The 21,857-nt window shown below is 75.2% G+C and carries 24 protein-coding genes; 18 read left to right on the top strand and 6 right to left on the bottom strand.

Going from position 1 to position 21,857, the window contains the following annotated elements; genetic code table 11:
- The first annotated feature begins 16 nt into the window (after positions 1-16).
- On the top strand, positions 17-181 hold the full coding sequence (sp36, locus tag AC4H2G_RS09075; RefSeq protein WP_021481786.1) for a Sp36 family protein: 165 nt from the start codon (positions 17-19) through the stop codon (positions 179-181).
- Positions 181-669 carry a RidA family protein gene (locus AC4H2G_RS09070; RefSeq protein ID WP_494365436.1) on the top strand — a complete coding sequence of 163 codons (489 nt, stop codon included), beginning with the start codon at positions 181-183 and terminating at the stop codon, positions 667-669. Before sp36 ends, AC4H2G_RS09070 begins: the two co-directional genes overlap by 1 nt.
- A 642-nt stretch (positions 670-1,311) precedes the next feature.
- On the opposite strand, the gene AC4H2G_RS09065 is transcribed toward AC4H2G_RS09070, so the two are convergent.
- The gene (locus tag AC4H2G_RS09065) at positions 1,312-1,989 is read right to left on the bottom strand and encodes a Crp/Fnr family transcriptional regulator (protein WP_494365435.1); all 678 of its coding nucleotides are present in this window, start codon (positions 1,987-1,989) and stop codon (positions 1,312-1,314) included.
- A gap of 119 nt (positions 1,990-2,108) precedes the next feature.
- Between AC4H2G_RS09065 and nth the strand changes: the two genes are divergently transcribed.
- Positions 2,109-2,849: an endonuclease III gene (gene nth / locus AC4H2G_RS09060; RefSeq protein ID WP_494365434.1), complete on the top strand. Its 741-nt coding sequence runs from the start codon at positions 2,109-2,111 to the stop codon at positions 2,847-2,849.
- A gap of 70 nt (positions 2,850-2,919) precedes the next feature.
- Here nth and AC4H2G_RS09055 read toward each other — a convergent pair whose 3' ends face one another.
- Both AC4H2G_RS09055 and AC4H2G_RS09050 read right to left on the bottom strand, forming a co-directional pair.
- Positions 2,920-3,858, bottom strand: a complete 939-nt coding sequence (locus AC4H2G_RS09055) for an alpha/beta fold hydrolase (protein ID WP_494365433.1) — start codon at positions 3,856-3,858, stop codon at positions 2,920-2,922.
- A complete protein-coding gene (locus AC4H2G_RS09050; protein ID WP_494365432.1) occupies positions 3,855-4,640 on the bottom strand; it encodes a winged helix-turn-helix transcriptional regulator in 786 nt (261 codons plus the stop codon). The genes AC4H2G_RS09055 and AC4H2G_RS09050 overlap by 4 nt, the downstream gene beginning before the upstream one ends.
- A gap of 320 nt (positions 4,641-4,960) precedes the next feature.
- Between AC4H2G_RS09050 and AC4H2G_RS09045 the strand changes: the two genes are divergently transcribed.
- The 3 genes from AC4H2G_RS09045 (at position 4,961) to AC4H2G_RS09035 (ending at position 6,844) form a co-directional block, all read left to right on the top strand.
- Positions 4,961-5,695 (top strand): hypothetical protein, encoded by a 735-nt coding sequence (locus AC4H2G_RS09045; RefSeq protein ID WP_494365431.1) that lies wholly within the window; start codon positions 4,961-4,963, stop codon positions 5,693-5,695.
- A complete protein-coding gene (locus AC4H2G_RS09040; RefSeq protein ID WP_494365430.1) occupies positions 5,692-6,207 on the top strand; it encodes a thioredoxin family protein in 516 nt (171 codons plus the stop codon). The genes AC4H2G_RS09045 and AC4H2G_RS09040 overlap by 4 nt, the downstream gene beginning before the upstream one ends.
- Positions 6,208-6,358: 151 nt before the next feature.
- Entirely contained in the window at positions 6,359-6,844 is a 486-nt protein-coding gene (locus tag AC4H2G_RS09035; protein ID WP_494365429.1) for a DUF4395 domain-containing protein, read from the top strand.
- A gap of 205 nt (positions 6,845-7,049) precedes the next feature.
- Here AC4H2G_RS09035 and AC4H2G_RS09030 read toward each other — a convergent pair whose 3' ends face one another.
- Positions 7,050-7,448, bottom strand: a complete 399-nt coding sequence (locus AC4H2G_RS09030) for a DsrE family protein (RefSeq protein ID WP_494365428.1) — start codon at positions 7,446-7,448, stop codon at positions 7,050-7,052.
- A 259-nt stretch (positions 7,449-7,707) separates the two neighbouring features.
- On the opposite strand from AC4H2G_RS09030, the gene AC4H2G_RS09025 reads away from it, so the two are divergent.
- The 9 genes from AC4H2G_RS09025 to AC4H2G_RS08985 all read left to right on the top strand — a co-directional run bounded on the left by AC4H2G_RS09025 (position 7,708) and on the right by AC4H2G_RS08985 (position 13,718).
- Positions 7,708-8,304: a heme-binding beta-barrel domain-containing protein gene (locus AC4H2G_RS09025; protein ID WP_494365427.1), complete on the top strand. Its 597-nt coding sequence runs from the start codon at positions 7,708-7,710 to the stop codon at positions 8,302-8,304.
- 58 nt (positions 8,305-8,362) lie between these two features.
- On the top strand, positions 8,363-9,505 hold the full coding sequence (ygfZ, locus tag AC4H2G_RS09020) for a CAF17-like 4Fe-4S cluster assembly/insertion protein YgfZ (RefSeq protein WP_494365426.1): 1,143 nt from the start codon (positions 8,363-8,365) through the stop codon (positions 9,503-9,505).
- A 47-nt stretch (positions 9,506-9,552) separates the two neighbouring features.
- Positions 9,553-10,701: an FUSC family protein gene (locus AC4H2G_RS09015; RefSeq protein WP_494365425.1), complete on the top strand. Its 1,149-nt coding sequence runs from the start codon at positions 9,553-9,555 to the stop codon at positions 10,699-10,701.
- Positions 10,702-10,769: 68 nt separating this feature from the next.
- Positions 10,770-11,081, top strand: coding sequence for a type II toxin-antitoxin system Phd/YefM family antitoxin (locus AC4H2G_RS09010; protein ID WP_494365424.1), 312 nt, complete (start codon positions 10,770-10,772; stop codon positions 11,079-11,081).
- A 6-nt stretch (positions 11,082-11,087) separates the two neighbouring features.
- Entirely contained in the window at positions 11,088-11,507 is a 420-nt protein-coding gene (locus AC4H2G_RS09005) for a type II toxin-antitoxin system VapC family toxin (RefSeq protein WP_494365423.1), read from the top strand.
- Between the two features lie 10 nt (positions 11,508-11,517).
- Positions 11,518-11,859 (top strand): DUF2516 family protein, encoded by a 342-nt coding sequence (locus AC4H2G_RS09000; RefSeq protein WP_494365422.1) that lies wholly within the window; start codon positions 11,518-11,520, stop codon positions 11,857-11,859.
- Between the two features lie 17 nt (positions 11,860-11,876).
- Entirely contained in the window at positions 11,877-12,887 is a 1,011-nt protein-coding gene (locus AC4H2G_RS08995) for an asparaginase (RefSeq protein ID WP_494365748.1), read from the top strand.
- A complete protein-coding gene (gene dtd, locus AC4H2G_RS08990; protein ID WP_494365421.1) occupies positions 12,884-13,339 on the top strand; it encodes a D-aminoacyl-tRNA deacylase in 456 nt (151 codons plus the stop codon). The genes AC4H2G_RS08995 and dtd overlap by 4 nt, the downstream gene beginning before the upstream one ends.
- A 10-nt stretch (positions 13,340-13,349) precedes the next feature.
- Positions 13,350-13,718: a nuclear transport factor 2 family protein gene (locus AC4H2G_RS08985; RefSeq protein ID WP_494365420.1), complete on the top strand. Its 369-nt coding sequence runs from the start codon at positions 13,350-13,352 to the stop codon at positions 13,716-13,718.
- Positions 13,719-13,727: 9 nt separating this feature from the next.
- On the opposite strand, the gene AC4H2G_RS08980 is transcribed toward AC4H2G_RS08985, so the two are convergent.
- Entirely contained in the window at positions 13,728-14,741 is a 1,014-nt protein-coding gene (locus AC4H2G_RS08980) for a CorA family divalent cation transporter (RefSeq protein WP_494365419.1), read from the bottom strand.
- On the bottom strand, positions 14,738-14,911 hold the full coding sequence (locus tag AC4H2G_RS08975; RefSeq protein ID WP_494365418.1) for a hypothetical protein: 174 nt from the start codon (positions 14,909-14,911) through the stop codon (positions 14,738-14,740). Before AC4H2G_RS08975 ends, AC4H2G_RS08980 begins: the two co-directional genes overlap by 4 nt.
- Positions 14,912-15,518: 607 nt before the next feature.
- Between AC4H2G_RS08975 and AC4H2G_RS08970 the strand changes: the two genes are divergently transcribed.
- The 3 genes from AC4H2G_RS08970 to AC4H2G_RS08960 all read left to right on the top strand — a co-directional run bounded on the left by AC4H2G_RS08970 (position 15,519) and on the right by AC4H2G_RS08960 (position 21,801).
- On the top strand, positions 15,519-18,554 hold the full coding sequence (locus tag AC4H2G_RS08970; RefSeq protein WP_494365417.1) for a helix-turn-helix transcriptional regulator: 3,036 nt from the start codon (positions 15,519-15,521) through the stop codon (positions 18,552-18,554).
- A gap of 406 nt (positions 18,555-18,960) precedes the next feature.
- Positions 18,961-20,868 carry a glycosyl hydrolase family 18 protein gene (locus AC4H2G_RS08965; protein ID WP_494365416.1) on the top strand — a complete coding sequence of 636 codons (1,908 nt, stop codon included), beginning with the start codon at positions 18,961-18,963 and terminating at the stop codon, positions 20,866-20,868.
- Between the two features lie 381 nt (positions 20,869-21,249).
- Positions 21,250-21,801, top strand: a complete 552-nt coding sequence (locus AC4H2G_RS08960; protein ID WP_494365415.1) for a hypothetical protein — start codon at positions 21,250-21,252, stop codon at positions 21,799-21,801.
- The last annotated feature ends 56 nt before the right edge of the window (positions 21,802-21,857 follow it).

The following is a 21,857-nucleotide window of genomic DNA, read 5'->3' as shown; positions in this document are numbered from 1 at the left end:
CGGCTACGCTCGCCCCATGGCAACCACCTGGGAGTACGCGACCATCCCCCTGATCATCCACAACACGAAGGCCGTCCTCGACCAGTGGGGCTCCGACGGCTGGGAGCTCGTCCAGGTCGTCACCGGCCCCGACGGCAACGGCCTCGTCGCCTACCTCAAGCGCCCGACCGGGGAGAAGTAGTGGCCGACGGCGCACCCGGCGCCGTCGCCGCACGCCTCGCCGAGCTCGGCATCACGCTGCCCGACGTCGCGGCTCCCGTCGCCGCCTACGTCCCCGCCGTGCGCACGGGCCGGTACGTCTACACGTCCGGTCAGCTCCCGTTCGTCGACGGCGCCCTGCCCGCGACCGGCAAGGTCGGCGACGGCGAGGGCCTCGTCCCGCCCGACGACGCCGCGCACCTCGCGCGCGTCTGCGCCCTCAACGCCCTCGCGGCCGTCCACGCTCTCGTCGGGAACCTCGACCAGGTCGTGCGGGTCGTCAAGGTCGTCGGCTTCGTCGCGAGCGACCCGTCGTTCACCGGCCAGCCCGCCGTGATCAACGGCGCGAGCACCGTCCTCGCCGACGTCCTCGGCGACGCCGGCGTCCACGCGCGCAGCGCCGTCGGCGTCACCGTCCTCCCGCTCGACTCCCCGGTCGAGGTCGAGCTGGTCGTGGAGCTCGCGGAGTAGTTCTCTTCGTTCATCGGCGTACGACCGCGGGGTTCCCGGTGCGGCGGGCGTTCGCGGGGTTCCGCAGTGGCGGCGTGCGTTCGCGGGGTTCCCCGGTGGCGGCGGCGGGTCTACCATCCGCGTCGCTCGTTCCTCGCGCCGCTCCCGCCAGACCCACCACGACCCGCCGCCGCCACCGGTCCACCCCGTTCGGCGGTCAGGTCACCCTTTCGCGTCCCCGCGTCGGTCGCTGCACGCAGTGCCCGACGGCGACGCTCGGCCGGTCCTGTGTCGCGCCACGAGATGCGGGTCGTTGTCGTGAACCCTCGCCGGTGGACGGCAACGAGTCGCATCTCGCGCGACGGCGATGGGTGGCACGCTGTGGCGCATCGAGGCGGCCGGCCGTCGCTCCGGTGTCGTGCCTGACCGCGCACGAGGGCGACGTCCCTGACCGACTTTCGCCCCGGCGTCGTGCCTGACCACAGAGCGAAGGTGAGACGGCACCGGAGGGTGCGGGTGGGGGCGCCGCGTCGTGGAGGGTCTGGCGGGAGCGGGCGAGGGACGAGCCCGCGGATGGTAGACGCGGCGCCCCCACCCGCACCCTCACCCAGGGCGACCCCGGACCCGCACCCCGGGTGACCGCAAGGACACCACCCAGGACGCTCAGCGCGCGCGACGCTCCAGGCGGTCCAGGTCGAGCAGCACGACGGCGCGGCCCTCGCGCCGGACCCAGCCGCGCGTCGCGAAGTCGGCGAGGGCCTTGTTGACGGTCTCGCGTGACGCGCCGACGAGCTGTGCGAGCTCCTCCTGCGTGAGGTCGTGCGCGACGCGGATCCCCTCGTCGGTGTCCTCGCCGAAGCGGGTGGACAGGTCGAGGAGAGCCTTGGCGACGCGGCCGGGGACGTCGGAGAAGACGAGGTCGGCGAGCGTCTCGTTGGTGCGGCGCAGACGTCGCGCGAGCGCGTTGAGCAGGTGCTTCGCGACGCTGGGGTGCTTCTCGATCCACTCGACGAGCTGGTCGTGGCCGAGCTCGTAGATGACGGAGTCGGCGACGGAGCTCGCGGTGGCGGTGCGGGGGCCCGGGTCGAACAGCGAGAGCTCGCCGAACATCTCGCCGGGGCCGAGGATCGACAGCAGGTTCTCGCGCCCGTCGTTGGAGCGGCGGCCGAGCTTGATCTTGCCGCTCGCGATCACGTACAGGCGGTCGCCCGGCTCGCCCTCGCGGAAGAGCACGTCACCCCGGGAGAGCTCGATCTGCTGCATCGACTCGAAGAGGGTGCGCGTCTCGTCCGGGTCCATCGTCGCGAACAGGGGTGCGGAGAGCACAACGTCGTCGTCCACGCGGGGTGTCCTTCGTCTCGTCCTCGTCATCTTTCAGCCCAAGTCTGCCCTACCGTGGCAACTCGGGTGTCGCAGGGGCGCGCTAACGTGGCCGTGTGACCGACGCCGAGCAGGTTCCCGTGACAGCTCCGAGCACGACGTCGCGGACGAGGGCGAGGGGACCGGCGGGCGACGGCGAGTCGCACCTGGGTCTCGTGCGGCGCGCGCGGCGGACCAACCGCGAGCTCGCGCTCACGTACCCGGACGCGCACAGCGAGCTCGACTTCACGACGCCGCTCGAGCTGCTGATCGCCACCGTGCTCTCGGCGCAGACGACGGACAAGCGCGTGAACCTCACGACGCCGGAGCTGTTCGAGACGTACCCCGACGCCGCGGCGTACGCGGCCGCGGACCGGGCGGAGCTCGAGGACATCTTGCGGCCTACCGGCTTCTTCCGGGCGAAGGCGCAGTCGGTGATCGGGATCGGGCAGGCGCTCGTCGAGCGCTTCGACGGCGAGGTGCCGGCGCGCCTCGACGACCTCGTCACGCTCCCCGGCGTGGGCCGCAAGACGGCGAACGTCGTGCTGGGCAACGCGTTCGGCGTCCCGGGCCTGACGGTCGACACGCACTTCGGGCGGCTCGTGCGACGGCTCGCCTGGACGGCGGAGGAGGACCCGGTCAAGGTCGAGCAGGTCGTCGGCGGGCTGATCGAGAAGTCGGAGTGGACCATGCTCTCGCACCGGCTGATCTTCCACGGCAGGCGCGTGTGCTTCGCGCGCAAGCCGGCGTGCGGCGCGTGCACCATCGCGCAGTGGTGCCCTTCCTACGGCGTCGGCGAGACGGACCCCGAGAAGGCGGCGGCGCTCGTCAAGGCGAGCTGAGGTCGACCCTCACCGCGATGGGGTCGGCGTCGGAACAGGTCGACGTCGACGGCGGCGCTCGCCACCGGTCTCAGTCCCGGGTGGTGCGTGGCAGCCAGTCGAGCAGGAGGTCCGTGACGTCGTCAGACGCCTCCTCGGGGAGGTAGTGCCCGACGTCGGGCAGCACCTCGAACCGGAAGTCGCGCGCGAGGGCCGCGCCGTCGGCGTCGGCGAGCTCCCTGCGGAGCAGGCCGTCGCGCCCGCCGTGCACCTGCAGCGTCGGGATGTCGACGGGGCTGCGCAGCGCGTTGAGGAAGCGCCGGCCGTCGGGACGCGGGGTCGAGCGCACCGCCCAGCGCAGCGACTCCATGGCGGTGTGCGCGGCGAACGGGATGCGCATGACGGTGCGGTAGGTGGCGACGACGTCGTCGTCGAAGGCCCGGGCGGCGCCGTCGGCGAGGACGCGGTCCACGAGGTCACCGGACGTGAGGGCGCGCTCGGGCAGGGTCGGGACTTGGAAGAAGGCGAGGTGGCGCCGCGCCGCCGGCGTGAGCAGGCGGCGCGCGGACGCGTGCAGGCGCGCAGGGTGCGGTGCGGAGAACGCGGCGACGCCCGTCGTCACGGCGGGCTGGAGGGAGGCCATGGCCCACGCGAGGCTCCCGCCGGTGCCGTGGCCCACGACGACGGCGCGGCCCGCGCCGAGCGAGCGGATCACCCCGGCGATGTCGCGCGTCCGGGTGGGGGCGTCGTACCCGATCGGCGGCTTGTCCGAGGCACCGACGCCGCGCAGGTCCATCGCGGCGACGCGGTACCCGGCGGCCGCGAGCGGCTCGACCTGGTGCCGCCACGCCCACCAGAACTGGGGGAACGAGTGGAGGAGCACGACGAGCGGCGGCCCGGGGTCGCGGACGCCGCGGTCCTCGGGCCCGGCGAGCGCGACGTGGAACCGCGCCCCGTTCGCGGGCACGAACTCGTGCCGCCAGGGTCCGTCGGGGAGGGCTGCGGTGAAGTCGGAGGTGTCGGCCGTCACCCGGACGAACCTACCGGTGCGCCGGCGCCTCCGTCCCGGGAGGTCCCGGCCCCGCTGCGTCCGCGTCCCTCGGCGTCCGCGGTGTCGTCGTCGGCCACGGGACGGCGGTCCTTGGGCGGGTCGAACCGGTAGCCGACGTTGCGGACCGTCCCGATGAGCTGCTCGTGCTCGGGGCCGAGCTTGGCGCGCAGGCGCCGCACGTGGACGTCCACCGTACGGGTGCCGCCGTAGTAGTCGTAGCCCCACACCTCCTGCAGCAGCTGGGCGCGCGTGAACACGCGGCCCGGGTGCTGCACGAGGTACTTGAGGAGCTCGAACTCCTTGTAGGTGAGGTCGATGGGGCGGCCGCGCAGACGTGCGGTGTACCCGCTCGCGTCGATCGCGAGCTCGCCCGCGGAGATCTCCTGCGGCCCGTCGTCCGACGGCCCCCTCGCCGAGCGCTCGATGACGAGCCGCAGCCGCGCCTCGACCTCGGCCGGGTTCGCCGTCTCGAGCAGCAGGTCGTCGGCGCCCCACTCGGCCGTGACGACCGTCAGGCCGCCCTCGGTGAGGACGAGGATCAGCGGCACCGTGAGACCCGTGGCGTGCAGGAGCCGGCACGTCGTGCGTGCGGCCACGAGGTCGCGCCGCGCGTCGAGCAGGACGACGTCCGAGTCGGGCGCGTCCACGAGCGCGGACGGCTCCATCGGCAGGACGCGGATGCGGTGGGAGAGCAGGCCCAGCGCAGGAAGGACCTCGACGGAGCCTCCGGTGGCAGGGGTGAGGATCAGCAGGTCGGCCACTGCTGGCACCTCCTTCGGGGACGGGACGCGTGGCGCCCGCGTCGTCGCGTCTCGTGGTCTCGCAGCCCACCGGCCGAGGCCTGTGTCTCGTCTGGTGGCGGGACGTGCTCGGTCCGTGGATGGTTACCGTATCGCGAGGTGGCCCGCCGGACGGCGGCGTCTCACCGCGGCGCACCGCGCGAACGTGCGGAAGGATCCGCGCAGCGGGGGCTGCGACCCTCGCCCGCGGCCGTCGTCCGCGACACGCGTCTGCGACACTCTGAGGCGTGCTGTGCGACTCGACGACCTCTTCGACCCCCCGAGCGGGGTGCTGACCGCTCGTGGACCTCTCGACCCGTGCCGTCGTCACGGCCTGTCTCGCGGCGGGCATCGCCGTCGCCGCCTTCTTCGGGCCGCTGCCGCTCGCCGCGGCGGCCGGTGCCCTCGCGCTCGTCGTCGCGATCGGCTGGCCGCGGCTCCTCGACATCCCGGTGCACGGCGGTACCCGGATCGTCATCGCGGTCGCCGGGGTGGGGGCCGTCGCCGCGACGGTGGCCACCCAGGGCGAGCCCGCGCTGCGCCACCTCCCCGTGGTCCTCGCGCTGTCCGTCGTCCTCGCGTTCGTCGCGGAGCTGCTCCGGCGCGACGGACGCCCGCGGCTCGTCGAGTCCCTCATCGGCACGGTCAGCGGGATCGTCGTCGCGGTGTCGTGCGCGGGGTGGATCGCGACGGGCCGCACCGACGCCGGCGCGTCACTCGTCGTGACGTGCGCGGTCGCGCTCGCCGTCGCGTCCGCCGTGTCCGCATTGCCGATCGACGGGTGGCTGAACGCGGGTCTCACGCTCGCCCTCGCCGTCGTGTCCGGCGGCGCGGTCGGCTTCGTCATGCCGGACCTCGACCTGATCGACGGCGTGTGGTCCGGGGTCGTCGCCGGGCTGCTCGTCGCGTCGCTGCACGCGCTGTTCGACCAGCTGCCCGAGCTGCGGGGACGGTGGGGCGCGTTCTCGGCGACGGCGCTGCCGGTCGCCGTGGGCGGGACGCTGATCTTCGTGGTGGGGCGGGTGATCGTCGGATGACCGGCGTGCCGGCCGTGCCGGTGCTCGCGCTCCTCGGCGTCCTGCTCGTCGCCGGCGGGCTCGGCGTGTGGTGGCAGCGGCGTCAGGGCGTGGTCCGTACCGGTGCCCGACGGCGCGTCCCCGGCGCGCAGGCGAGGACCGCCCAGGTTGCAGGGGCCGACGCAGGCGCCGACCGAGAGGCCGCCCCGTTCGACTGGGCGACGCACGGCGTGGAGCTGGGCGCCCGCCGGACCTTCCTCCAGCTCTCCGCCGCGGTGTGCGCGCCGTGCCGGTCGACGGCACGCGTGCTCACCGAGGTGGCAGGGAGCCACGACGGGGTGCTGCACCGCGAGCTGGACGTGGACGAGCACCTCGACCTCGTGCTCGCGTTCGGCATACTGCGCACCCCGACCGTTCTCGTCCTCGACGCGGACGGGCGGGAGACGGCCCGCGCGAGCGGCGCGATGAACCGCCGCCAGGCGATCACGGCGCTCGCGGTCGGGGAACCGGCGGCGGTCGTCCGCACGGGCTGAGCACCTCGGGTCCCGTCCGCGGGCCTCACGAACGACCTGGGACCCCTGGACGGTCCCGGGAGCCGTACGAGCGGACGCGGCGCGAACGACCCCGGAACCTTGTGAACGACCCGACATCGGCAGTACACCGCCCGACCCCGAGGAGACCTCGATGACCGAACCCGTCGAGCCACCGGCGTCGCGCGAGCGAGCCGAGATGCGCGGTATCGACCCGCGCGGACCCCGCGCCGCTGCCGGCATCACGGCGCTGCTGCTCGCGGTGACGATCCTCCTGTGGACGTCGACGGCGGCTCTCGTCCTCCTGGCCGTCGTGGCCGCCAGCTTCGCGGTCGGGGCCGTCGGTGGTGCGCAGCGCACGTGGCAGGCGTGGGTCTACCGGGTCGTCATCCTGCCGCGCATCGGTCCGACGGACGAGCGCGAGGACCCGGCTCCGCCGCGCTTCGCCCAGCTCGTGGGGTTCGTCATCACTGCGGTGGGCGTCGTCCTCGGCCTGGTGGGCGTGCTGCAGGCCGTGCCGATCGCTGCGGCGCTCGCGCTCGTGGCGGCGGTCCTCAACGCGGCCTTCGGCCTGTGCCTCGGGTGCGAGATGTACCTGCTGCTCCGCCGGCTCCGTGCAGGCTCGGCCGCAGCGCGCTGACGGACCGGGCCTGCCGCGGGCGCGCGGTGCCGAACCCCGGGTCGTGCGGTAGCGGCGGTGCCGAACCCGGGGTTGTGCGGCGGATTCGGTGCTGAACGACGCACAACCCGGGGTTCGGCAGATGTGGGACACCGTCAGCGAGCGCATGATCGGTACGGCTGACGGCTGACGGGCCGTGACCGCGCGCGTGCGCGTCGGGGCGGGATCAGTACACGAGGGCCTGGGCGCCGTCGCGCAGGGCCTCCTCGACGAAGACCGCGGCGCCGGCGATGCGCACTCCCGGCAGGACGTCGTCGGGCGTGATGCCGCGACGTGCGGCGCACTGCGTGCACACCGTGAGGGTGCCGGCGGCGAGGATCGCCTCGAGGAGGTCGGGCAGGGGCGCCGCGTGCTCGAGCTCGAGCTCGGCGGCGCGGCCCGGCAGGCCGAACCACGCGGCCTCGCCCGTGAGCCACACGCTCACCTCGACGCCCGCGGCGACGGCGGCCGCCGCGACGGTGAACGCCTGGTTGGCCGCCTCGGGGCGGTCGAGGCCCGAGGTGGCCTTGACGACGAGCGAGCGGGCAGGGGCGGCGGACGGGCCCGCCGGAGGCGCTGTGGTCACCCGACCGAGCGTAGCGGGAGACCCCTCGGGAGTGACCGGCGGCACGGGGCCCGGCGGCCGTCCGTGCGGGGACGGCTTGTAGGATCGGGCCCATGAGCCCGCACACTCTCGAGCTGATCTTCCTCGGCCTGCTCCTCGCGGCCACCGTGACCATCACGTGGTTCGCCGGGTACGTCGTCTACAAGCTCTACAAGGGTCAGCGCTGACGTCCCGCTGACGTGCCCTGACGCCCCGACCCGAACCCCGGAGGTAGCCGCTCATGCCGTTCGAGTTCCCGGAAGGGCTCGCGCCCGAGGTGTACCCGCTCGCGTGGCTCGTGGGCCGCTGGCGCGGCGAGGGCGTCATCAAGTACCCGGGCGTCGAGGAGACGCCCTTCGTCCAGGACGTCGTGTTCGACCACGACGGCGGTCCGTACCTGCGCTACGAGTCGACCCTGCGGGTGCTCGAGGCCGAGGTGCCCGCGACCGTGCCGGGCGAGGGGGAGTGGCCGGAGCGTGACCCCGAGGCGCTCGACGCCGCGGCCGCCGACTCCACGGTGTGGTCCACCGAGACCGGCTACTGGCGCGTGTCGACCGAGCGCCCCGAGGGCCTCGAGGACGACCGGCACCCGCTCGAGGTGCTGCTGGCCGACCCGGCGGGACGTGTCGCGGTCTACCTCGGCGCGGTCGGCAACGGGCGCGTCGACCTCGCGAGCGACCTCATCGCGCGCACGGGGACGGCCGCCGAGATCTCGGCGTCCAAGCGGTTGTTCGGCCTCGTCGAGGGCCAGCTCCTGTGGGTCTGGGAATTGGCGGCCTTCGGGGAGCCGTTGCAGTCGTACGCGTCCGCGAAGCTGGACCGCCGCCCGGCGGTCTGATCGTCGGCAGGCCCGCACGGCACCCGCCGGGCCGCGGGCGACGACCAAGGAGGACCCTGTGACCACCGGCTACACCAGCCCCCTGCTCTCCCGGCACGGCGCCGTCGAGGCGTCCGGCCCCGACGCGGGCGTCGCGTGGCACTACGGCGACCCCACCGGCGAGCAGCGCGCGCTGCAGACCGGGGGAGCCGTCGTCGACCAGTCGCACCTGGGCGTCGTCCGCGTGGCGGGCCCGGACCGCCTCTCCTGGCTGCACTCGATCACGTCCCAGGACCTGACGAACCTGGCCCCGCGCACGTCGACGGAGCTCCTCGTCCTCTCGCCGCAGGGGCACGTCGAGCACGCCGCGGCCGTCGTGGACGACGGCGAGGCGACGTGGCTCGTCACCGAGCGGTCGCACGCGCCCGACCTCGCGGCCTGGCTCGACCGCATGAAGTTCATGCTGCGCGTCGAGATCGCCGACGTCACGGACGAGTACGCGGCGCTCGGCGAGCCCGTCGACGCGGAGGGCGCCCCGGGCGAGCCCGTCACGTGGCGCGACCCGTGGCCGCACGTCACCGGCGGCGGCACGCGCTACGGACCGCCGGAGGACGAGCACCCCGGCAGCGAGCGGCCGTGGCGCCTGGTCCTGGTCCCGCGGGCCGAGCTGGCCGACGCCGTCGCCGCGCGCGAGGCCGCCGGGTGGCGCCTCGTCGGCACGTGGGCGAGCGAGGCGCTGCGCGTCGAGGCGTGGCGGCCGCGGCTGGCGACGGAGGTCGACCACCGGTCCATCCCGCACGAGACCGACTGGCTGCGCACGGCCGTCCACCTGGAGAAGGGCTGCTACCGCGGGCAGGAGACCGTCGCCCGCGTGCACAACCTGGGCCGTCCGCCGCGCCGGCTCGTCATGCTCCACCTCGACGGCTCCGGTCACCTCCTGCCCGTCGCCGGCGCGGAGGTCACGCTCGACGGCCGCGCCGTCGGCGCCGTGACGTCGGTCGCCCGACACCACGAGCTCGGCCCGGTCGCGCTCGCGGTCCTCAAGCGCAGCGTCCCCGACGACGCGGTCCTGCTCGTCGACTGCGACGGCGGCGCGATCTCCGCGGCCCAGGAGATCGTGGTGCCCGGCGAGGGCGTCTCGGTCGACCGGCCGGGGCCGCGCGGTCCCGTGGCCCGGGGCCTGACGCCACGGGGCGAGGGCGCGCCGTCGAGCATGCTGTGACCCCGGACACGCCGTGACCCTGGAGGGCCCGTGACCCTGGAGGCTCCGTGACGCCCGACGCGTCGAGGGACGCCGACGACCGTCCCGGCGCCGTCGACCTGGCGCGGACGGCGTGGCGCCGGCTCCTGCTCCGCGCGCGCGTCCGCCAGGGCGCGTCGCGCGTCCGGGTCGCGTTCTGGCCGATCCTCCAGGCGGCGGCCGCCGCGGGCCTCGCGTTCGGCATCGCCCGGTACGGGCTCGGGCACTCCGCCCCGTTCTTCGCGCCCGTCGCGGCGTGGATCTGCCTCGGGTTCAGCCAGGACCGCCAGCTCCGGCGCGTCCTCGAGGTCGCCGTGGGCGTCGCGATCGGTGTCGGCCTGGGCGACCTCGTCGTGCACGTCATCGGGTCCGGGTGGTGGCAGGTCGCGGTCGTCCTCGCGGTGTCGGCGCTCGCGGCGCGGTTCATCGACCGCGGCGCGATGCTCACGACGCAGGCCGGGGTCCAGGCGATCGTCATCGTCGGGCTGCCCGCGGCGCAGGCCGGGGGGCCGCTCGGCCGGTGGACGGACGCGCTCGTGGGCGGCGGGGTCGCGCTCGCCGTCGCGGCGCTCACGCCGGGCGACCCGCGCCGCCGACCGCGGCTCCTGGGCGCGGAGGCGACGACGGAGCTCGCCCAGGTGCTCGAGGTCCTGACGCGCGGTCTGCGCAGCCGCGAGCGCGCGGACCTCGAGGCCGCGCTCGTCCGGGGTCGCGCGTCGGAGGGCTCGCTCGAGGAGTGGCAGGCCGCCGCGTCGTCGGCCCGCGAGCTCGCGCGCGTCAGCGCCGCGGGCCGCCGCCACCGCGACGAGCTCGGGGACCACGAGCGCCAGTCGGTGCTCGTCGACCGCGCGATGCGGAGCGTGCGCGTCCTCGCCCGCCGCGCCCTCCCGGTGGCGACCGGGCCGGACGCGCACGACGTCGCACCCGTCGCCGACCTCGTGGCCCGCTTCGCCGCGGGGACCCGCGTGCTCGCGGAGGCGATCGGCGCGGGGCGCGATCCTGCGGTGGCGCGCGAGGTGCTCGTGGAGGTCGCCCGGACCGCGGACCCGCACGCGGTCGGGGAGGGGGACTGGCAAGTCCAGTCGCTCGTCATGCTCCTGCGCTCGCCGCTGGTCGACGTGCTGGAGGCCGCCGGCGCGACGCCCGAGCAGGCGCGGAGCGCCCTCCCGGAGCTGTGACGGGCCACCGGACGGATCGGACGATCTTCACCCTGCACCGGGTGCCTCGCGGACGGTACGGTCGGGGGATGGAGGTCCCCGTCAGCGCGTTGCGCGCCGAGCTCAGGTCGTGGATCGAGCGGGCCCGGTCGGGCGAGGAGATCGTCGTCACGGAGCGTGGCGTCCCGGTCGCGCGGTTGACGGGCGTGGCCACGGCGGACCTCGTGACCGAGCTGACGCGCGACGGCGTCCTGAGCCCGCCGTCGGTGGAGCGTCCGGTGCACGCGGTGACCGCGCCCGACGACGCGCCGTCGGCCCGGCCGGTCGGGGTCCCGGCCGCGGCGACGCGGGCGACGCGTCCGTCCGGCGTCGCGGCGCTCGTGCGGCGCATCAGGCGCTGACGGGCCATGGCCCTCGTCTACTTCGACGCGAGCGCGCTCGTGAAGCTCTGCCTGCCGGAGCCGGGCTCGGTCCTCGCGAGCCGGCTGTGGAACCGCGCGGACGTCGTCGTGACCAGCCGCCTGACCGACACCGAGCTGCGTTCCGTGCTCGCCGCCGGACTCCGTGCCGGGGCGCTCGGGCCGGGCGACCACGCGGACGCGCTGGGCACCTGGGAGTCGCTGTGGCCCGCGCTGCACGTCGTCGAGGTCTCGAGCGACGTCGCGGCCCGCGCCGCGTCGCTGGTCGGGAACGCCTCGCTGCGCACCCACGACGCCGTGCACGTCGCCAGCGCCCTCACCGTCGTCCACGACGACGCGCTCGTCGCGGCCTGGGACCCGTTCGTGGCTTCCGCGGCGCGAGGTCAAGGCCTGCGCGTCGTCCCGTAGGCTCGTCGTCGTGACCGGACTCGTCGGATCCCTCCAGTGGATCATCTACCTGCTACTCACCCTGCTGGTGTTCGGGGTGCAGCTGTTCGCCCTGATCGACGCGGTCCGGCGGCCCGCGAGCGCCTTCACCTCCGAGGGCAAGCTGACGAAGCCGATCTGGCTCGGCATCCTCGGGGTCGCCGCGCTGCTCGGGTTCCTCTCCCTGCCGTTCGGCGGACCGAACCTCGGGTTCTTCGGACTCATCGCGGTCGTCGCGGCGATCGTGTACCTCGTCGACGTGCGCCCGCGTCTGCAGCCGTACGGCAACGGCCGCAGCGGCGGGCAGGGTGGCGGGCGCCCGAACGGGTGGTGACGGCCGTGCCGGGGACCATGAGCGCCGTGGGCGTGGCGCGCGGCGCGGTGCCGCTCGCGGAGGTCGTGCGCGGCGACCTCGTGGAGTCGGTGCACCTGGGGCACCTCGTGCTGCTCGACGGCGCGCACGACGCCGAGCCGGACCTCGTGCTCGGCGACGCGGACGCCGTGATCTGGCCGCGGTCGAGCGTCAAGCCGTTCCAGGCCGTCGCGATGCTGCGCAACGGGCTCGCGCTGCCCCCGCGGCTGCTCGCTCTCGCGGCGGCGAGCCACGACGGCGAGGCGGAGCACGTCGCGGGCGTGCGCGAGATCCTGGCAGGCGTGGGCCTCGACGAGTCGGCGCTGCGCAACACCCCGGACATGCCGCTGCACGCGCCCGCGGCGTTCGCGTGGCAGGTCGAGCACGGCGGGCCGTCGTCGGTCACGCAGAACTGCTCGGGCAAGCACGCCGCGATGCTCGCGACGTGCGTCGCGGCGGGCTGGGACACGCGGACGTACCTCGCGGCGGACCACCCGTTGCAGGTCGCGGTCCGCGAAGTGGTCGGCGAGCTGACCGGCGTCCCCGTCGAGCACGCGACCGTCGACGGGTGCGGGGCGCCGCTGTACTCGACGACGGTGCGCGGCCTCGCGCGAGGATTCGGGCGGCTCGCGGCGGCTCCCGCGCGCGAGCCGGGCTCCGCGGAGGCGGAGGTCGCGCGGGCGATGGCGACGTTCCCCGAGATGGTCGCCGGGTCGCACCGCGACGCGACGCGCGCGATGCGCGCCGTCCCCGGGCTCGTCGCGAAGGACGGTGCCGACGGGGTGTACGGCGCAGGGCTGCCGGACGGGCGCGCGGTGGCGTTCAAGGTGCTCGACGGCGCGGCGCGCCCCCGGCCCGCGGTGCTCGCCGCGGCCCTGCGCCGACTCGGCGCGGAGGCCGTGGCCGGTGCGGACGACGCGGCGCTCGACGCGCTGGGCGACGTGCCCGTGCTCGGCGGCGGACGACCGGTCGGTGTCGTGCGCGCGGTCGGTCTCGAGGCCGCGTCGTGAGGGCTGTGCTGCAGCGCGCGACGCGAGCGAGCGTGACCGTGGTGCGCGACGACGGGACGCGCGAGGTCGTCGGGGCGATCGACCGGCCCGGGATCGTCGCGCTCGTCGGAGCCACGCACGACGACGGTCCGGCCCAGGTCGAGACCGTGGCGCGCAAGATCGCCGACCTGCGCATCCTCGACGGCGAGCGGTCCGTCCTCGACACCGGGGCGCCGGTCCTCGTGGTCAGCCAGTTCACGCTCTACGCCGACGTGCGCAAGGGACGACGGCCGTCGTGGAACGGCGCCGCACCCGGTGACGTCGCGCGCCCCCTCGTCGACGCGGTGGTCGAGGCGCTGCGTGCGCGCGGCGTCGAGGTCGCGACCGGGGAGTTCGGCGCCCACATGGAGGTCGAGCTCGTCAACGACGGCCCCGTGACGATCCTCGTCGACACCGGAGGCGACCGCTCGTAGGGTCGTGCTCATGGGTATGCCGACGCTGGAGGAGATGCTCGCCGCCGAGCACGCCGGCTGGGCCGCGCTGTGCGCGTCCCGCGGCGCCGCGTACTACGGCGGCCTCATGACGCCCGACGCCGTGATGGTCGTGGCCGACGGCACGGTCCTGGACCGGCCGACGATCGCGGCGACGCTCGACGACGCGCCGCCCTGGGACCGCTACGAGATCACCGACGCCCGCGCCGTCGACCTCGGTGACGACTGCGCCGCGCTCGTCTACCGCGCGTCGTCGGTCCGCGGCGACGCGCCGCCGTTCACCGCGCTCATGACGAGCGTCTACCGGCGTGTCGACGGCGCCCTGCGGCTCGCGCTCTACCAGCAGACGCCGACGGGCTGACGCCCGCCGTCACCGCAGCCAGCCCCGCCGCTTGATGTACGCGAGCGGGATGACGGCGGCGACGAGCGTGAGGAGCAGTGTGAGGGTGAACCCGTACGGCCGGTCGAGCTCGGGCATGTGCGTGAAGTTCATGCCGTAGAACGAGGCGATGAGCGTCGGCGGCAGGAACACGGCCGTGATGATCGTGAACACCTTGACGATCTGCGCCTGCTTGACGTCGAGCGACGTCATGATGGCCTGCTGGAGGTAGCGGACCTTCTCGTGCTCGAACCCGGCGTGCTCCTTGACGCCCTCGACGTCGGCGACGAGCGTCTCGACGAGGCCCGCGAGGACCGGGTCGGAGTCCGCGATCTCGCTGCGCAGGTGCCGGACGGCCCGCGCGAGCGAGAGCTGCGACTCCTGCGCGCGCGAGACGATCTCCTCGGCACGGTTCATGCGGGTGATGGTCTCCTGCATGTCCCGGACGCCGATCTCGCGGCCGCGCGCGTCGACGCCGCGCGTGGCCTCGTCGATCTCGTCCGACATCTCCTCGAGCAGGTCGCTCGCGTGCGCGACGACGCGGTCGGCGGCCTCGTTGAGCGCGTACAGCAGCGCGTACGCGACCCCGTACGCCGAGCCGACGAGCCACGGCGTGCGCCGCATGCGCGCGATCGCCTTGTCGAACACGGGGTAGTGGCGCACGGGCTGCGCGGTCGCCACGACGTCCGGGGAGAGGGCGAGCACGATCCGCTCGTGCAGCACCTCGTCGCCCTGGCGCCGGGTGGCGGCGACGGGGAGGTAGACGTGCACGTCCGTCTCCCACACGCGGCCGCCGGCCGTCGCGAAGTCGACGCCGTGCTCCGCGGCGCGGGCCGCGGCGTCGGCGTCGCCGGCCGCGACCTGGATCCACCGGGTGCGCAGCACGGCGGGGTCGAACCGCGGGGGCGCGGCCGTGGCCGCGGGGACTGGCGCGCCCGTGCGGCTCGTCGTGCGGCTCGCGGTGCCCGCGGGGATCGTCGCGCGCTCGGGCAGCAGGGTCGTCATCGGGCACCTCCCGCGGTGACGTGCGCGAGGAGCAGCGCGACGACGATGAACAGGTAGAGGCCGACCGTGAACGAGATCGACTGACGCTCGAGGTCGGGACCGCGCCGGGTGCGGTCGACGGGGTGGTGCCGGGCCGGGGTCCGCCGGCCGGTGGAGGTGCGTGACGTCATGGGTCGTCCTTCTCGACGGCGCGCGGGCGGTCCTCCGTGCGACGACAGGTCGGGGTGCGACGACGGGTGCCCGGGCGGGGGAGGGGTGCGGGGCGCGCGCAGGGGCGGGCGCTCGGAGCGCACTGGCGGCCTCCCCGCGCGCGACCTGCCCGCGGCCGGAGGGACGCGGGGAGGTGCCGTCGACGACCGGTCAGCGTGCCGGTCGGGGACCACGAGGGGTGAGCGCGCAGTGCGCGGATCTATGACTGCTGCCGTCCGGCATGGTGCTCACCTCGCTCTCGTGGCGGCGCCTCCGCCGTGCGGAGGCGCACCCTCGTCCCGGTGCGCACGACGCGGCGCGACGGGGTGGGACCGGGTCAGGCTAGACCTCCTCGTCGTCGCGGGCAAGGGCGGCGCTCGCTCGCGGTCGGTCGTGGGTCGACTCCGGGATCGCTCCCGGGTTCGCTTCCGGGTCGCTTCCGGGCCGGCTCCGGTGGCGTGCCCGTAACGCCCGGGAAACGATGAGACCGCCTCGCGTTTACGGAGGGTTGTTAACATTTCACCCGGACGTCGGGCAACGGTGCCCTCGGACGGAAGGGCCGCCATGTCGGACAGCACGTTGGACCTCGTGATCCCCGAACGCGCGCGGAGCGCGGACGCCCGTGCCGCACGGCGGCTCGAGCGCCTGTCGTCGCGAGCGCAGGAGACCGAGCTCGCCCTCGCGGCGGTCGTCGAGGGCCGTGGTGCGTTCGTGTGGACGGCCGAGCCCGGGATGGGCGCGAGCGCGACCCTCGAGCTCGTGTGCGAGGCGGTGGTCGCGGCGACGGCGGCACGCCCGCCCGTCGTCGTGCACTGCCGGCCAGCCGCGGGCCCGCCGGTATCGGGCGCGGCGGTCGCGGCCCTCGTCTCCCAGGTCGTCCAGCTCTCCGGCCGGACCGTGCCGACCCGGCTCGAGCGCGCGCTCGACGTCACCGACCCGGCCTCCGCCTGCCTCCCGGAGGTCGCCGCCGTCGCGCTCGCCGAGCTGTTGGTCGAGGCCTTCGACACGACGACGGTCGTGCTCGTGGCCGACGACCTCCACCTCCTCGACGAGCGCAGCCGCGCGGTGCTCGTCGCGCTCGTCGGGCACCGGCGCGCGCCCGTCGTCCTCCTCGGGACAGCGGCCGAGGGCGCGCTGGACGCGTCGTCGACGCCGTTCGAGCTCCGCAAGGTCCCGCCGCTCGCCGCGGCCGACGCGCTGCACCTCCTGCTCGTGGAGCGCCGGCTCGCCGTCGCGCCGCACGTCGCCGCGCACCTCGCGCGGCGCCTCGTCGGCAACGCGGCCGCGATCGTCCAGACCGCCGACCTCCTCACGCCCGAGCAGCTCGCGGGCGGCGCGATCCTCCCCGACCCGCTGCCGGTCGTCCCGGCCGTGCGCCGTCTGCTCGGGGACCGGCTCGCGCTCCTCACGGCGGAGCAGCGGCACGCGCTCCTCGTGGCGGCGGTGGCCGTCGTCGACCGCACCGAGCTCCTGCTCACCGCCACCGGCCAGACGATGCACGAGGTGCTCGACGGGCCCCTCGCCGAGCACCTCGTGCTCGTCGGTGGGCGGTTCGCGTTCGTCGACCCCCGCGTCCGCGCGCTCGTGCACGGCGACGCCCGCCTCGCGGAGCGCACCGCGGCGCACGCCGCCCTCGCCGAGGCCCACCGCCGCGCGGGGGAGGACGACGTCGCCGTCTGGCACGGCGCGCTCGCGACCCTCGCCGGGGATCCCGCGCTGGTCCCCGGTCTGCTGCGCATCGCGCGACGGCACCTCGAGCGCGGCGACGTCGTGTGGGCGCACGAGGTCGCGCGCGAGGCGGCGAGCCAGGCGGACGGCGCCCACCGCGCCGAGGCGTTCGCCGTGGCGGGGATCGCGGCGCTCACGTCCGGGCACGTCCAGGACGCCGCGGACTGGCTGCGCAAGGCGTCGCGCAGCGGGGACGACACCCTGCGCGCCCGGACGCTCGGCCCGCTCGTCGCGGCCCTGACGCTCGCCGAGGGGCAGGTGCCCGACGACGTCCTCACGCCCTACCTCCGCCCGGCGGGCGCCGACGGACTCGAATCGGCGGCGCGCGCGGGGACCACGTGCGGCGTCGTCACGGCGGCCCGGCTGCACGCCGAGCGCGGCGACGGGGTGAGCGCGAGCCAGCTCCTCGACACTGCCGCCTACCTGTGCCCGTCCGGTGCGGACGCGGACCCGCGGACGCTCGCGGAGCTCGCCCTCGGCCGGACCTGGGCCGCGACGTTCGGCGTGGGGGAGCGCCCCGCCCACGTGCCCGACGACGGCCTCGGGCCCGACCACGAGGCGTACGTCCAGGTGTGCCGGGCCCTCGCCGTCGCCGCCGACGACCACCCCGACGTCGCCGCGCAGACGCTCGCGAGCGCCGTCGCGTCGCTCGCGCCCGTCCGGGACGAGGCGCGCTGGTTCGACGGGCCCGCGACCGCGCTCACGCCGCTCGCCGAGGCCCACGTGCGGCTCGCCCAGGTGCTCGTCGACGTGTGGCGCGGCAACCTCACGCGAGCGGCGGACGAGATCGCCGACGCCGCGTTCCGGCTCCCGCTCGGCCTGCCGTTCGCCGGGCTCGGCGTCGCGGTGGCACGCCGCGTCGACATGATGACCGCGGGCGTCGTGGGCAGCGTGGCGACGGCGCTCGAGGAGACGTGCGCGAGCCCGACGGCGCGGCCGGTGCGGCTCGGTCTCCTGGTCGACCGGGCGATGGGCGCGGCGTTCGCGCACCACGTCACGCAGGCGGCGACGCTCCTCGAGCTCGCCGCCGAGCGGGAACGGCCGGACAGCGCGCGCATGCTCCCCCTGCCCGGCCTCGACGACGTGGAGGCGTGGGTCGTCGCCGGCCGCATCGACGCGGCGCACCGCGCGCTCTCGAGACGGCGCGTCGACGCCAAGGAGCTGCCACCCTCGCTGCGTGCGGCCTCGCTCGTGCGGGCGGACCTCGCTCTCGCGGCGCCCGAGGAGCTCACCCAGCCGGTCGAGCGGGCGACGCGCGTCAACCGGACGACGGCCTCGCCCTACGAGCACGCGCGCACCGACCTGTGCGCGGCCCGAGCCCTCGTGCGGGCCGGCGAGCTGGCGCGCGCCCACGGGCTGTTCCTCTCCGCCATCGAGCTCTTCGCCGAGTCGGGGGCCGACGCCTGGGCGAACGCGGCCCGGGACGAGCTCGTCGACGTCGTGCGCCGCCTGGGCGGGCACCCGGACGACGGCGCCGTCGTCCGGGCGCCGGGGAAGCCCGCGAGCGGACCCGTCACGGGGACGGGTGCGGGCGCCGTCGGCGGTGCGAACGCCGAGGTCTTCGGCGTGGCCGCGAGGACGTGGAACCGGCCGGGCGCGGCGTCGCCGAGCCTGGCCGTCGCGCGCGTGCCCGACCGGTGCCGTCTCGCCGCGCGGGAGAGCGAGGTGTCCGACGACGCGCTCGCGGAGCTGCGGGTGCGGTGGGCGGACGAGCTCACGGAGCGCGAGCTCGACGTCGCGCTGCTCGTCGTCCAGGGCGGGTCGAACCGCGAGGCGGCCGACCAGCTCTACCTGTCCGTCCGCACGGTCGAGGTGCACCTCGGCCGGGTGTTCCGCAAGCTCGGCGTCCGGTCGCGCGTCGAGCTCACGGTCCTCGCGCACCGGGTGGGTCGCTGACTCACCGCGACCCGGGGCAGCTCTGCGTGCCGAACCCGGGGTTGTGTGGCGATCGGTGGCCGGATCGGCTGCTAACCCGGGGTTCGGCAGCGTTGTGTGCCGAACCCGGGGTTGTGTGGCGATCGGCGGCCGGAACGGCTGCTAACCCGGGGTTCGGCGGGCGGCCCGATCGGCTGCGTGCCCGACGGCGCGGCCTCAGGAGCGTCTCAACGCACCGGTTCGGCCCGTTTCGGGATGGTACGTCCTACGGGTTCTCCCCTACGCCGTGCGTAAGTTTAGATCGCGAACAATGTGGAGAGCGCGGATGTCCGGCGCGCGCTTGCGCGCTTACGGTCGTGACGACCCGGCGACGACGCCGGCCGCGGAGGCCGCGCCGTCGCCCACGACACCACGTGAGGTAGGACCCATGGACGTGTTCACCCGCACCAGAGGGACGGGACGCCGACGCGGCGGCCCCGCGGTCGCGCTCGCCGCGACCGTCGCCCTCGTCGCCGGGCTGGTCGGCGGCGTCGCACCGGCGAGCGCCGCTCCGGCAGCCGTCCCCGTCGCACCGTCCGCCCCCGTCACCCATCCCGGCGACAGCGACGTCAACGGCTACCGGAACGTCGGCTACTTCACGCAGTGGGGCGTGTACGGCCGCAACTTCCAGCTCAAGAAGGTGCAGGACTCCGGGGCCGCCGCAGACCTGACCCACATCAATTACTCGTTCGGCAACATCCACCACCAGAACCTGACCTGCTTCATCGCGAACAAGGCGCAGGGGACCGGGCCGAACGGGTCCGACGGCGCGGGCGACGCGTGGGCCGACTTCGGCATGGGCTACACCGCGGCGAACTCCGTCGCCGGGGTCGCCGACACGTGGGACCAGCCGCTCGCCGGCTCGTTCAACCAGCTCAAGCAGCTCAAGGCGAAGAACCCGCACCTGCGCCCGATGATCTCGCTCGGCGGCTGGACGTGGTCGAAGAACTTCTCGCTCGCCGCGGCGACGGACGCGTCGCGCAAGAAGCTCGTGTCGTCCTGCATCGACCTCTACATCAAGGGCAACCTGCCCGTGATCGACGGCCGCGGCGGCCCCGGCGCGGCGGCGGGCGTGTTCGACGGCATCGACGTCGACTGGGAGTGGCCCGGCTCGACCAACGGCCTCGAGGGCAATCACGTCGACGTCGTGAACGACGCGCGCAACTTCACGCTTCTCCTCCGGGAGTTCCGCACCCAGCTCGACGCTTATGGCGCGCAGACGGGCAAGCACTACCTGCTGTCCGCGTTCCTGCCGGCGAACCCCGACGACGTCGCCGCGGGCGGCTGGAACGACCCCGAGATCTTCGAGTACCTCGACTTCGGCAACGTCCAGGGCTACGACCTGCACGGTGCGTGGGACCCGGCGCTCGCCGGGCACCAGGGCAACCTCTACGACGACCCGGCAGACCCGCGCGCGGCGAACCGGCAGTTCAGCGTCGACAAGGCCGTGAACGAGTACCTGCGCACGGGCATCGACCCGTCCCAGCTCGGCGTCGGGCTCGCGATGTACGGCCGCGGCTGGAAGGGCGTCGGCTCGGCCGAGCCGTGGTCCGCGGCGAGCGGGGCCGCACCGGGCACGTGGGAGGCCGGCAACGAGGACTACGACAAGCTCCGGACGCGCGGCCAGGACCACTACGACGCCGAGACCGTCTCGGCCTGGCGGTACGACGGCGACCAGTGGTGGAGCTACGACAACCCCCGGTCGGTCGCCGCGAAGGCGGACTACGTCGCCGACAAGAACCTCGGCGGCGGCATGTGGTGGGACCTGTCCGGCAACCACGACGGGACCCTGCTCGGCGGCTTCACGGACGCGCTCCGCGCCGCGCCGACCGGCCCGGTCGACGGGACCGGCGGCCCGACGGACCCGACGGATCCCACCGATCCCACCGATCCTACGGATCCCACCGACCCGACCGACCCGACCGACCCGGGTGACGGGTGCCTGCCCGCATGGTCCGCCGCGGCCGTCTACACGGGCGGCGCCACGGCGTCGTACCAGGGGACGAATTACCGCGCGAAGTGGTGGACCCAGGGCGAGACACCGACCGCGGGCGGGCCGTGGGAGGCGACCGGGCCGTGCGGCGACGACCCGACGGACCCGACGGACCCGACCGACCCGACGGACCCGACCGACCCCGGTGAGTGCACCGCGGCCGCGTGGTCCGCGTCCGCCGTGTACACCGGCGGCGCGACGGTCTCCTACCAGGGCCAGACCTACCGCGCGAAGTGGTGGACGCAGAACAACGTCCCCGGCGCCGAGCAGTACGGCCCCTGGGAGTCGCAGGGCGCCTGCTGACCCGGCCCTGAGAGGCCGCGGGTACGGGGAAACCCGTACCCGCGGCCGTCGACCCGTGTGGATCTCCCCGATCTCGGCGCTCCGCCGCGCTCGCTAGCGTGGACGGACCGTCGAGGTCACCCCGCCGCCCTCCCCAGTGGGCTACGGGGTCGCTCCGATCGTGAAAGGCAAGTCACCGTGCACCTGCGTCGCGGCACCCCTCGTCCCTCGTCCGTCGGACGACCCGCACACCCGAGGACGGAGGGGGCCGCGACGCGGCCGCCCCAGCCGGGTGCAGCGGCCCGGTCCGGTCACGTCCTCGCGGTCGCGCTCGCCGTCGGGCTCCTCGCGTCCTGCACGGGTGGCGCCGGTGCGGGTAGCGGACCGGACGGCGCACCGCCCGTGGAGACGCCCGGTGCGGAGACGTCCGACGCCGGCGGGTCCGGCCCCGCGGGCGCGGGCGAGGACCACGCGGAGCACGGCGACCACGCGCAGCACGGCGGTCAGGTCCCGGTCGGCCCGCTCACGCTCCCCGCCGCGGAGTACTGGTCCGTGATCCAGCCGGACGACGGCGTGACGCAGGTGCGCGCCGGGGGCTGCCCGGAGGATGCCGTGTGCCCGAGCTTCGACATCCTCACCGGACCCGCGCTCGACGGCGTCGACCCCGCCGCCGCCCACGTCCCCGACGACGCGACGTGCCCGGGCGCGGACGCGCTCACGGCGCGGCCCGTCGCGGCGGCCGAGGAGTCCGAGGCGGTCGTGGGCGGCACGCCCGCGACGCTGACCCGCTGGACGCTGTCGTGCGTCGACGGCTCCGGGACCGAGGTGCGCACGGCCGAGCAGCTGCAGTGGTACGTCGACGACGCCCCCGCCGGGCCGGTGCTCGTCGTCGACCGCTGGGCCTTCGAAGGGCTCGGGTCGCGCCTTGCCGCCGGGTCCTGGCCCGCGGCCTGAGGGCCGCCGCCCGACGACGGCACGACGACGGCCCGACGACGGCACGACGACGGGCT

The sequence above is a fragment of the Cellulosimicrobium sp. BMG9.23 genome (assembly GCF_059159985.1).
The sequence above is the reverse complement of the archived record's forward strand: the minus strand, read 5'-3'. Positions and strand labels throughout refer to the sequence as shown.

Bases quoted from the DNA above. Each gene is read 5' to 3' on its own strand.
- sp36 (WP_021481786.1), top strand. From the start codon at position 17: ATGGCAACCACCTGGGAGTACGCGACCATCCCCCTGATCATCCACAAC.
- AC4H2G_RS09040 (WP_494365430.1), top strand. From the start codon at position 5,692: ATGACCGGCGTGCCGGCCGTGCCGGTGCTCGCGCTCCTCGGCGTCCTG.
- AC4H2G_RS09035 (WP_494365429.1), top strand. From the start codon at position 6,359: ATGACCGAACCCGTCGAGCCACCGGCGTCGCGCGAGCGAGCCGAGATG.
- AC4H2G_RS09025 (WP_494365427.1), top strand. From the start codon at position 7,708: ATGCCGTTCGAGTTCCCGGAAGGGCTCGCGCCCGAGGTGTACCCGCTC.
- AC4H2G_RS09010 (WP_494365424.1), top strand. From the start codon at position 10,770: ATGGAGGTCCCCGTCAGCGCGTTGCGCGCCGAGCTCAGGTCGTGGATC.
- AC4H2G_RS09005 (WP_494365423.1), top strand. From the start codon at position 11,088: ATGGCCCTCGTCTACTTCGACGCGAGCGCGCTCGTGAAGCTCTGCCTG.
- AC4H2G_RS08995 (WP_494365748.1), top strand. From the start codon at position 11,877: ATGAGCGCCGTGGGCGTGGCGCGCGGCGCGGTGCCGCTCGCGGAGGTC.
- AC4H2G_RS08985 (WP_494365420.1), top strand. From the start codon at position 13,350: ATGGGTATGCCGACGCTGGAGGAGATGCTCGCCGCCGAGCACGCCGGC.
- AC4H2G_RS08980 (WP_494365419.1), bottom strand. From the start codon at position 14,741: ATGACGACCCTGCTGCCCGAGCGCGCGACGATCCCCGCGGGCACCGCG.
- AC4H2G_RS08975 (WP_494365418.1), bottom strand. From the start codon at position 14,911: ATGACGTCACGCACCTCCACCGGCCGGCGGACCCCGGCCCGGCACCAC.
- AC4H2G_RS08965 (WP_494365416.1), top strand. From the start codon at position 18,961: ATGGACGTGTTCACCCGCACCAGAGGGACGGGACGCCGACGCGGCGGC.